The organism is Spirillospora sp. NPDC049652, from assembly GCF_040675125.1.
Taxonomy (GTDB): domain Bacteria; phylum Actinomycetota; class Actinomycetes; order Streptosporangiales; family Streptosporangiaceae; genus Spirillospora.
The window spans coordinates 1-10,000 of sequence record NZ_JBFAOF010000181.1; the positions used below are offsets into that span (position 1 = coordinate 1).

A 10,000-nucleotide genomic window follows, 5' to 3' on the forward strand; every position below is an offset into this window, starting at 1 on the left:
GGGCGGCCCGGCGCCGATCCGGGGCCGCCCGCCGGCGGCCGCCGGGTCCGGACCCGGCGCGTCGGACTCGGGACGGGCCGCGTAGGCGTCGTCCCGTCCGCCCTTGCGGAACCGCCCGAACCGGTCGCGGGGCTGCGCGCCCCGCGGCCGGATCTGCGCGGGCTCCGCGCTCTGCCATGCGCCCGAGTCACGCGACCGGCCGGGGTCGGGCGGCGAGGGCGAGTACCGGGCGTCGCCGGGGCGCGACCCGCCTCCGGGGGAACGGCGGTGGATGCCTTTGAACCGCATCGGGCTCCTCGCGTTCTCGCGGGGCCCCGTGCGGGGCCTCCGGGCAGCGTAAGCCGAACTCCGACACGCCGTCATCCCCCTATGTCGGGGACTAACGTTGTCCCATGCCGTATGCGCTGATCGCTGCCGTGCTCGTCGCGGGCTGGCTGTTCTGTCTGCTGGACGTCCTCACCAGCGACGAACGCGAGGTGCGCCTCCTCCCGAAGTCCGTCTGGCTGCTGATCACCCTCCTCGGCTTCGTCGTCGGCGCGGTCCTGTGGGTGCTGGCGGGCCGCCCGCGCGGACGGTCCCTGGAGTCGGCGCTGTGGCCGCCGGGCACCAGGTCCGTCCCGCATCCGGACGCGCCGAAGGGGCCCGACGACGACCCGGCCTTCCTCCGCACCCTGGACCGCCGAATCCACGGCGACGACTGAGGGACGACCGCGGTAGGCCGGTCCGTGCCGGTGTCCGCGAGGACGCCGGGGAAAAGCGGTGGTCGAACTGCCGCGAAGCGGCCCATCATCGACTCCATGCGTCAGGAGATCCAAGATCAGATCGACCACATCCGCACCCGTCTGGACCGGCTCCGGGAACTCGACCCACCGCGGCCCGGCGCGTCCCGCTTCGTGGACACCGACGGGAACCACCTGGACGGCCACGTCGTGTTCGGCGCGGACCTGCACCGGTACGAGAACCACCCGGTTCCGGAAGACGAGCTGACGGACTTGGAGACGAAGATGGGCTGCGAGCTCCCCGAGGAGTTCCGTGCCTTCCTCTCCGAGATCGGCTGGGGTGCGGGCCCCTACTACGGTCTCGACCGGAAATGCTTGAGGGGCTCCGCCACCCCGGCGTGCGCCGTCCCCTTCCCCGAGGGCGACACCGGCCCCCTCTACCTCGACGATGCCGGCAATGAGGAACTGGAGCACGGCTACCTCCTCACCACCGACCAGGGCTGCGGCGACTTCCTCGGGGTCGTCACGTCGGGCCCGTCCCGGGGCCGCGTCGTCGACATCAACCGCAGCGCGGAGGAGTGGTACCTCGGCCTGCCCTTCCTCGACCACTACCTCGCCTGGATCGACCGGGCCGTCACCCGACTCGGCTCACTCACCCCGCCTGGCGGGATCCTCTGACCGCTCGCGGAATCGCCCCCGGGGGGCGAGGGCCTAACCGGGGCCGTGCTGGACCTTCAGGTGGTCGCGGAGGTCCTGGTCCAGGCGTTCCATGGTGTTGGCCATGGGCCTGAGAGCGGTCAGGATCTCGTTGCGCAGGCCGTCGAACTTGGCGTCGATGCCGTCGAACTTGGCGCTCATCTCGGCGCGGAGGCCGTCGATGCGGAAACTGGTGCCGTCCATCCTGGCGTCGAGCTCGGCGCGGACACCGTCGATCTTGGTGTCGAGACGGGTCGCGACGCCGTCGATGCGGGTGGCGAGTTCGGACCGGATGAGGCCGAGCTGCCGGAAGATGACGCCGATGACGGCCACGGCGGCGGCGATGAGCGGCCACATCTGAGCGAGATGCATGACAGTGATCCCTTCGTCACGGACTGTTCCGAAGCGATCATCCGCGACGGCGGGGACTGATCACAAGGCGAGGCCGCGCCTGTGGACAACCCGTCCCGCGCCAAGGGGACGAGGGAACGCGAAGGGCGTCCTCCCAGACGGGAGGACGCCCTTGGCAAGGGTCCGTCAGGCGTAGGAGTGCAGGCCCGAGAACATGTAGTTGACGCCGAAGAAGTTGAAGATCAGGCAGGCGAAGGCGACCAGGGAGAGGACGGCGGCCTTGCGGCCCTTCCAGCCGGCGGTGGCGCGGGCGTGCAGGAAGGCGGCGTAGGCGATCCAGGTGACGAAGGACCAGGTCTCCTTCGGGTCCCAGCCCCAGTAGCGGCCCCACGCCTCGTCGGCCCAGATGGCGCCCATGACGATGGCGGCCGTCCAGATCGGGAAGGCGAAGGTCGTGACCCGCAGCGCCAGGCGGTCCAGGGCGTCGACGGCCGGGACGCGGGCCCAGATCGAGTCCTCGGCGATCGGGCCGGCGGCCTCGCGGCGGGACTTCAGCAGGTACAGGGCCGTGGCGGCGCCCGCGACGGTGAACGAACCGGTCGCGATGATCGCGGCGGTGACGTGGATGGCGATCCAGTACGAGTTCAGCGCCGGGGTGACCGGGCCGACCGAGTCGTAGAGCCAGATGTTGGCGATGCCGAGCGCGATCACGGCCGCGAACATGACGAACGCGCCGAGGAAGCGGGCCTTGTAGCGGGCCAGCACGATCAGGAACGCGGTGACCGCGGCGAACGCGATGGCGGTGAGGAACTCGTACATGTTGCCCCACGGCCAGCGGCCGGCCGCCAGGCCCCGGGTCAGGATGACGCCGAGGTGGGACGCCCAGCCGAGCGCGTTCAGGACGACGGCGAGGCGGGCCCAGTCGATGCGGCGGCGGTCGTCCTCCTCCGGCTCGGGGGACGACGCGACCTCGGTGACGGTCTCGTCAGGGCCGTCGGCCCCGACGAGGACCTTCGCCTCGCTGCGGACCGCGACGGCGGCGGGCTGTCTCCTCCGGCCGAAGCCGAGGTCGGCCGCGTAGGCGACCAGGGCGACGATGTACAGCACCACGGTGCTGAGCATCAGCTTGTCGCTCAGGTTGGCGAGGTCGGCGGTATGCACCCTCGTCACTCCTTGTCAGAAGGGTCGTCCGCCGCCGACGTGGACGTCTCGGCTCCGGACTGTTCGGACTTGTCGCCGGTGGGCGCGGCCTTCGCGGGCCCCTCCTCCGGCGTCCCGGCCTCGTCGGAGGCCGGGCCCTCGGTCTGCTCGGGCTCGGCGCCGGCGGAGTCCCCGGGCGTGCCGCGCAGGGCGGCCACGACGTCGTCGAACTCCGGGGTCGGGTTCCCGAGGGTGAGCCCGCCGACATGGACCACCGTACGCCCGTCCTCCGCGGCGCTCGCACGGACCCATACCCTGCGCCGCCGGACGGTGAACGAGGCGATCACGCCGAGGATGGCGAGGACGGCGGCGAGCAGGGCGGGGACGCGTCCCGGGTCGTGGTTGACCGAGAGGCTGGTCCACTCCTTCATGCCGTCGAAGGAGACCGACCCGGAGCCGTCGGGGAGCTTGAAGGTCTCGCCCGGCTCCATCAGCTTCTCGCCGCCCTTGATCGGGTTCAGCGTCTTGCCGAGGCCCTCCAGCTGGTACACCGACTGGGCGTTGCCGCTGTCCAGGCCGAGGTCGCCCTTGAACCCGACGATCGAGACGACCGGGCGCAGCGCGGCCGGGAACTCCGAGACGATCTGCTTGCCGTCGGAGGTGGCGGTCGCGGTCGGCCAGAGGATCGCGTAGAAGGCCAGCTGGTCCGGCTGGGCGTCCGGGACCTTGATGACGCCCTCGGACTGCAGGGTGCGCGGGTTCTGCGGCAGGAACGGGACCGCGCCGCGGAAGGCGACCTGGCCCTTGGCGTCCCGGACGGTGAACTGCGGCGCGTAGCCGTGCCCGAGCAGGTAGACCTTCGAGCCGCCGACCTTCAGCGGGTGGTTGACCCGCAGGTTGTAGCGCTTCGGGGCGGCGGTCGGGGTGTCCCGGTAGGTGATCTCGGCGTGGAAGTCGGTGGCCTGGCCGCGCTTGGCGCCCTTGAGCTCGTACTTGGCCTCGAAGTCGTCCAGGGTGATCGAGAACGGCGCCAGCTCGTCGGTGCTGAACGCCCGGCCGGGCTTGAACTGGTCGTACTGGGCGAGGGTGTTGCCGAAGGACGAGCCCTCGCGGAGCAGCACGTCCCCCCGGTAGCCGAACAGGTTGCCGACGCCGAGCGAGAACAGCAGGCCGAGCAGCGCCAGGTGGAACAGCAGGTTGCCGAGCTCCCCGAGGTAGCCCTTCTCGGACGCCACCGAGCCCGTGCCGTCCGCGACCCGGAAGCGGCGCTTCCTCAGCAGCGCCTTCGCCTCGGCCAGCACCTCGTCCGGCGTGCGGGACGTCTCGAACACCGCCGACTGCGGCAGCCGGGTCAGGTTGCGGGGCGCGGCGGGCGGCTGGGCGCGCATCGCCTGGAAGTGCTTGACCAGGCGCGGCAGGACGCAGCCCGCGAGGGACACGAACAACAGGATGTAGATCGCCGCGAACCAGGGCGCGGCGAACACGTCGAACAGGGAGAACCGGTCGAGCCAGGGCGCGAGCGCCTTGTGCTGCTCGAAGTACGCGTTGACCTTCTCCGGGGCCTGCGCGCGCTGCGGCAGGAAGGAGCTCGGGATCGCGCCGAGCGCCACCAGGAAGAGCAGGACCAGGGCCGTCCGCATGGTGGTGAGCTGCCGCCACGCCCAGCGCAGCCAGCCGATCGGGCCGATCCCCTTGGGCCGGGGGCCGTCGGCGGCGGGCGTCCGCCCGGCGGGGGCCGCGGTCGCGGCCGCGTCGACCTTGTCGCCCGCCGTCCCGCCGGTGGCCGTCTCGTCCGGCCCGGCGCCGGTGGCCTGCCCGGCCTCGCCGGTCGTCTGCTCGGCCTCGCCGGTGGTCGCCGCCTTCTCGCGCTCAGTCTCTGTGTCGGCCATGGCTCAAATCGGGGTCTCGAAGCCGCCGATGAACGACTTCATCTGGATGGTCAGTTCGTTCCAGAGCCCGGTCACCAGCGCGAGCCCGATGAGCACCAGCATGCCGCCGCCGATCCGCATGACCAGCGCGTAGTGCCGCTTGACGGCGGCGAACGCGCCGAGCGCGCGGCGGTAGGCGAGCGCGGTGAGCAGGAACGGCAGGCCGAGCCCGACGCAGTAGGCGACCGACAGCAGCGCGCCGCGCGACGAGCTGGCCTCGGTGATCGCCAGGGACTGGACGGCGGCGAGCGTCGGGCCGATGCAGGGCGTCCAGCCCAGGCCGAAGATCACACCGAGCAGCGGGGCCCCGGCGAGCCCCGCCGAGGGCAGCCGGCCGGACTTCAACGTCCGCTGCAGTCCCGGGACGAAGCCCATGAACGCCAGGCCGAACACGATCGTCATGACGCCGAGGACGCGCTGGATCGTGGTCTGGTACTCCAGCATCCAGCGGCCGAGGCCGCCGGCGACCGCGCCCATGCTCACGAACACGAAGGTGAACCCGCCGACGAACAGGGCGACGCCGCCGAGCAGCCGGCCGCGCCGCTGCTCGGCGAGGTCGGCGCCGGTCATCCCGGTCACGTACGACAGGTAGCCGGGGACGAGCGGGAGCACGCACGGCGACACGAACGAGACCAGCCCCGCCAGCGCCGCCAGCGGGGCCGCCGCCAGCAGCGAGCCGCTGGTGACGGTCGTCTCGGTGTTCACCGCCGCGAGGATCACTTTTCCGCGAGGACCTTGGTGACGACCGGGTTCAGGCTGGAGAACGTGGTCGCGCCGAGCAGCCGCGCCGCGACCCGGCCCTGCCGGTCGAGCACCAGGGTGGTCGGGATGGCGTTCGGCGGGACGTCCTTGAAGGCCAGGCCGATGCGCCCGTCGCCGTCGAACAGGCTCGGGTAGGACACCTTGAACCGGCGCTCGAAGGCGAGGGCGTTGTCCTTGTCGTCCTTGAAGTTGACGCCGAGGAACGCGACGCCCTTGTCCTTGTTCTGCTGGTAGACCTGCTCCAGCGACGGGGCCTCGCCGCGGCACGGCGCGCACCAGGACGCCCAGAAGTTCACCACGACGACCTTGCCGCGCAGGTCGGAGAACGAGACCTGCTTGTCCTCCAGCGTGCCGCCGCCGGCCCGCAGCGCGGCGTGCCGGTTCGACGCGGAGACTTCCTGGAGCTTGCCGTTGCCCGCGATGAACCGGTTGTCGCCGGCGCCGGGACCGCCGGTGCCGCCGCCCGCGCAACCCGCGAGCAGCATGACCGCGGACGCCGCGGCGGCGCTCACGAGGGAGATCCGGGGGCTCAACGCACCCTCCTACTACAAGACGTAGTACTCAATGTATCGGCAGGGTCAGGCGCCCGCGACACCGGTCCCCCGGCCGATGCCCAGGGCGGGCTCGGCGTAGGACACCCCGGTCAGGCGGCTGCCCTCGAACTCCAGGCTGGTGACGCTGGCGAGGTTGCACTCGCGGCGGCCCGGGTGGTGCCAGAGCCGGCGGTGCTCGGCGTGCAGGCGCAGGATCCAGATCGGCAGCTGGTGGCTGACGCAGACGGCCTCGTGGCCGGTCGCGGCGTCGCGCGCGGCGATCACGGCGGACCGCATCCGGCGCGCGATCTGGGTGTAGGGCTCGCCCCAGGACGGACGGAACGGGTTCCACAGGTAGCGCCAGTGCTCCGGACGCCGCACGCTGCCCGCGCCGACGCCGAACGTCAGGCCCTCGAAGTGGTTGTCCGCCTCGATCAGCCGGTCGTCCACCGTCACCGGCAGCTCGAACGTGTCGACCAGCGGCGCCGCGGTCTCCAGGGCGCGCTGCATGGGCGAGGAGAAGAGCGCGGTCACGTCGCGCCCCTCGAACCACTTGGCCGCGGCCACGGCCATCCGGTTGCCGTCCTCGCTCAGGCGGTAGCCGGGCAGCCGGCCGTAGAGGACCCCGTCAGGATTGTGCACCTCACCGTGCCGCAGCAGGTGAACGATCGTCTTCTCAGTCATCGCGTCGCCAGGCTACCCGCACCCCGGACGCCGGCCGCCCCGCCCCCGCGTCCACGGCCCGGCGCGCTCCCGCACGGCGACCCGGCGGTATCCGGGGCCCGCCTGGGGCCGATGGCCGTTCGAGCCGCCCGGCCGGGCTCGGAGGGGGACGGCGGGTGATCAGGGGGCCAGTTCGAACCAGGTGTGGAGGGAGCCGGAGGGGTCGGCGGTGTAGCCGAAGCGGTCGGCCAGGGTCTCGATCAGGAAGATCCCGTAGCCGTTGTCGCGGGGTTCGTCGCCGACACGCCGGGTCGGGAGGGTCTCGGCGCCGTCGTCCACGACCTCGCAGTGCAGGACGCCGCCCCGGTCGCGCAGGGCGAGGACGAAGCTGCCCCCCTCGCCCGACCGGGAGTGCCGGACGCTGTTGGTGCAGGCCTCGGAGACCAGGAGTTCGGCGGTCTCGCAGCGCGGGTCACCTGCCAGTTCGTCCCGGACGAACCGGCGCGCCAAGGCCACGCTGGGCGCGACCGCGGCCAGCTCGACCACCCCGATGAGCTGCCCGACCCCGGTTCCGTACATGGCGACCCCCGACCCTGATGACGCACTGCACCCAAGCTGAACAGCGCCAACTCCAAGCCCTCTTCTCCCAAGATAGGACGAATCGGACAGCGTTCGCACCGCGAAATACCTCCCGGGGGTGCCAACCGGAAGATCAACTCGTGCGTCTGACTGGACAAGATCAAGAGAAAGGCCAACGATGCGTCGTTCACTGTCAGCCGTCGCCGCCGCCGGAGTCGCGCTCAGCGTGCTCGTCCCGGTCGCCGCCGACGCCGCCGCGCCCGCGTGGAAGGTCGCGCGGTCCGACGCCAAGGCCCGCTACACCGGCGTCGCCGCGATCAACAGCAAGAACGTGTGGGTGGTCGGACGCACCGGCACCACCGCCCACGCCTGGCGTTTCGACGGGAAGCGCTGGACCGACACCAGGCTGCCCGCGGCGCTCCAGAAGCGCGGCTTCCTCTACACGGTCGCCGGATCCTCGGCGAACGACGTCTGGGCCGTCGGCTCCGGCCCGTCCGGCCTGTACGCCCTGCGCTGGAACGGCGCCAAGTGGACCGTCTCCCACACCTGGAAGGCCGGCAACGCCGAACCCGGGGGCATCGTCGTCAGCGGACCGAAGGACGTGTGGGTCCACGGCAGCGAGTACGACGGGTACGCGTTCGGCACGTGGCACTTCGACGGGCTCTCCTGGACCCGTCCGCGCACCGGGTTCACGCTGACCGGCGGGGCCTCGGTGGCGGCCAAGAACATCTGGGCCGTCGGCAACAACGGCCGCAAGGACACCTGGCCGTCGCCGGTCGCGCGGCACTGGAACGGCAAGTCCTGGACCGCGGTGAAGCTGCCGGCGCTCCCGAACGCCGGGCACCCGTCCGAGCTGAAGACCGTGGCGGCGCGGTCGTCCTCGGACGTGTGGCTCGCCGGCACGCGGTACGAGCGGCAGGGGTCGGTCTACGCGTCCCGTCCGCTCGCGGTGCACTGGGACGGCAAGACCTGGCGGCGGTCCGACCCGCCGGCCAGGAGCGGGATCATCTCGGTCACCCCGGACGGCAAGGGCGGCGCGTGGGCCGCCACCGCCTCCGAGGTGTTCCACTTCGCCAAGGGCCGCTGGGCCAAGGCGGCCCTGCCCGCGATCAAGGGCAAGGACCTGCGCCTCTACCAGCTGTCCAACGCGCGGGGCACCACGTCCGTCTGGGGCGCGTCGGCGTTCGTCTGGGACGGCACGTCCGCCCCGATCGGCGCGGTCATCCGCTACTGACGCCCCCGCTTTGAGGGACCGACACTGACGGCCCGACACTGACGGGCCCGTTGCCGGATGGCCGGCCGGGGTCGCGGTGGTCACCCGGTACCAGTGATCACCCGCCGCCACCGGTCATCCGGTGCCGACCGTCTGCCAGGTGTGCCGGTCGAGGAAGCCACGGTCGTCGTTCGCGTACTCGTGGAACGCCCGCTGCACCTCGGCCAGCTCGGTGACGCGCGCGCGGTACATCTCGCCGCGCGCGCCGTCCTTGTACTCCAGCTCGTAGCCGCCGTCCTCGGGCGACACCTGGACGAAGTGGTGGCCGAACACGACCAGCGCGGCGAACGGGTTCTCCGGGCCGAGGCGGGCCAGGACGTCCCGCACGAGCCCGAGGTCCGGGTCGATGACGATCATGCCGTCGCCGGTGTGCAGCTGCATCCCCTGGTAGACCCCGACCGGCGCGACGTTGTGGACCAGCCCGCGGACCGGGTCCCAGACGACCAGCCCGTGGCCCTGCGCGATCGCGTAGACGTCCGTGGACACCTGGTCGGCCTGGTCGTCGGCCATCTCGACGCGCGCGAACCGGCCGCCGCCGGCCTCGGCGACCTGGACGGCGGAGTGCAGGCGGCGCAGCTCGACGACGAACTCCGCGATCACCCCCGCCGGTTCCGCCCCGGACTCGTCGATCTTCTCGGCCTGCTCCCGGGTCACCGGCCCGTCGGAGCGCCAGACCAGCAGTTCGTACGTCATGCGTTCATCATCCCAGTTCAGCCCCTGGTCGCCGCGACCGCGTCGGCGATCTGGCGGTGGACGGCGGCGAGCGCCGCGGCGGACAGGGGCTTGGCGGCGGTGACCCGCTCCACCTCGAAGGCCAGGGCGGCGGTGCAGACGTCCGCCTGGGCGGCGGGCAGGCGGCAGGTGACCGACTTGCCGTTCAGGGTCGCGAGGACGACCGAGACGGAGGGGGACGGGGGCGGCGCCTCGGTCGTGCCCGGAGCGGGTCCGATCATCATCTTCGGGCTCGGCCGGCCCAGGTCGAGCGGACGCCGGATCCGCAGCTCGGAGGTGCAGTCCTCGGTCCGGCGGAGCTTCACCGCCTCGGGCGAGTCGGGGAAGTAGAGGCAGGTGGCGATCCGCAGCGAGCCGAGCGAGAACGGCTGGTAGGTGAGCACGGAGCCCGCCGCCGCGCCCTTGCCGATCGTGGAGGCGGCCCCGCCGTTCCCCACCGAGCGCGAGCAGGTCTGCCCGGCCGGCCCGACCACGTAGTCGTCCTTGGAGAACCGGTAGAGGGCGGCCCCGGCAGGGAGCCGGACGCCCGTGGAGACCTTGGGCGGGGCGTCCTTCGGGGTCTGGTCGTCGCCGAACGGCCCGGTGATCGCGCACTGTCGGGACGCGACGAGCTGGACGGTCGGG

At 72.2% G+C, this 10,000-nt stretch carries 12 protein-coding genes and 1 pseudogene; 3 read left to right on the top strand and 10 right to left on the bottom strand.

The window, feature by feature from the left end; all coding sequences use genetic code 11:
- Nucleotides 1-288, bottom strand: a pseudogene (locus AB0J52_RS14775) (hypothetical protein); the annotation flags it as partial.
- Between the two features lie 104 nt (nucleotides 289-392).
- Between AB0J52_RS14775 and AB0J52_RS14780 the strand changes: the two are divergent.
- The gene (locus tag AB0J52_RS14780) at nucleotides 393-701 is read left to right on the top strand and encodes a PLD nuclease N-terminal domain-containing protein (protein ID WP_500182111.1); all 309 of its coding nucleotides are present in this window, start codon (nucleotides 393-395) and stop codon (nucleotides 699-701) included.
- 96 nt (nucleotides 702-797) lie between these two features.
- Entirely contained in the window at nucleotides 798-1,397 is a 600-nt protein-coding gene (locus AB0J52_RS14785) for an SMI1/KNR4 family protein (RefSeq protein WP_500182112.1), read from the top strand.
- A 33-nt stretch (nucleotides 1,398-1,430) separates the two neighbouring features.
- Here the strand turns inward: AB0J52_RS14785 and AB0J52_RS14790 are convergent, their stop codons facing one another.
- The 7 genes from AB0J52_RS14790 to AB0J52_RS14820 all read right to left on the bottom strand — a co-directional run bounded on the left by AB0J52_RS14790 (nucleotide 1,431) and on the right by AB0J52_RS14820 (nucleotide 7,371).
- On the bottom strand, nucleotides 1,431-1,787 hold the full coding sequence (locus tag AB0J52_RS14790) for a hypothetical protein (RefSeq protein WP_500182113.1): 357 nt from the start codon (nucleotides 1,785-1,787) through the stop codon (nucleotides 1,431-1,433).
- A 165-nt stretch (nucleotides 1,788-1,952) separates the two neighbouring features.
- On the bottom strand, nucleotides 1,953-2,927 hold the full coding sequence (gene ccsB, locus AB0J52_RS14795; RefSeq protein WP_500182114.1) for a c-type cytochrome biogenesis protein CcsB: 975 nt from the start codon (nucleotides 2,925-2,927) through the stop codon (nucleotides 1,953-1,955).
- A 5-nt stretch (nucleotides 2,928-2,932) separates the two neighbouring features.
- Nucleotides 2,933-4,795 (bottom strand): cytochrome c biogenesis protein ResB, encoded by a 1,863-nt coding sequence (gene resB, locus AB0J52_RS14800; RefSeq protein WP_500182115.1) that lies wholly within the window; start codon nucleotides 4,793-4,795, stop codon nucleotides 2,933-2,935.
- Between the two features lie 3 nt (nucleotides 4,796-4,798).
- The gene (locus AB0J52_RS14805) at nucleotides 4,799-5,539 is read right to left on the bottom strand and encodes a cytochrome c biogenesis CcdA family protein (protein ID WP_500182116.1); all 741 of its coding nucleotides are present in this window, start codon (nucleotides 5,537-5,539) and stop codon (nucleotides 4,799-4,801) included.
- Nucleotides 5,540-5,550: 11 nt separating this feature from the next.
- Nucleotides 5,551-6,129 (bottom strand): TlpA family protein disulfide reductase, encoded by a 579-nt coding sequence (locus AB0J52_RS14810; protein ID WP_500182117.1) that lies wholly within the window; start codon nucleotides 6,127-6,129, stop codon nucleotides 5,551-5,553.
- Between the two features lie 45 nt (nucleotides 6,130-6,174).
- Nucleotides 6,175-6,813, bottom strand: coding sequence for a histidine phosphatase family protein (locus AB0J52_RS14815; RefSeq protein ID WP_500182118.1), 639 nt, complete (start codon nucleotides 6,811-6,813; stop codon nucleotides 6,175-6,177).
- Between the two features lie 159 nt (nucleotides 6,814-6,972).
- Nucleotides 6,973-7,371, bottom strand: a complete 399-nt coding sequence (locus tag AB0J52_RS14820) for an ATP-binding protein (protein WP_500182119.1) — start codon at nucleotides 7,369-7,371, stop codon at nucleotides 6,973-6,975.
- 178 nt (nucleotides 7,372-7,549) lie between these two features.
- On the opposite strand from AB0J52_RS14820, the gene AB0J52_RS14825 reads away from it, so the two are divergent.
- Nucleotides 7,550-8,605 carry a hypothetical protein gene (locus tag AB0J52_RS14825; protein WP_500182120.1) on the top strand — a complete coding sequence of 352 codons (1,056 nt, stop codon included), beginning with the start codon at nucleotides 7,550-7,552 and terminating at the stop codon, nucleotides 8,603-8,605.
- 114 nt (nucleotides 8,606-8,719) lie between these two features.
- Here the strand turns inward: AB0J52_RS14825 and AB0J52_RS14830 are convergent, their stop codons facing one another.
- Both AB0J52_RS14830 and AB0J52_RS14835 read right to left on the bottom strand, forming a co-directional pair.
- The gene (locus tag AB0J52_RS14830; protein ID WP_500182121.1) at nucleotides 8,720-9,337 is read right to left on the bottom strand and encodes a hypothetical protein; all 618 of its coding nucleotides are present in this window, start codon (nucleotides 9,335-9,337) and stop codon (nucleotides 8,720-8,722) included.
- Between the two features lie 17 nt (nucleotides 9,338-9,354).
- The coding region (locus AB0J52_RS14835) for a hypothetical protein (protein ID WP_500182122.1) at nucleotides 9,355-10,000 on the bottom strand (646 nt) is incomplete at its 5' end.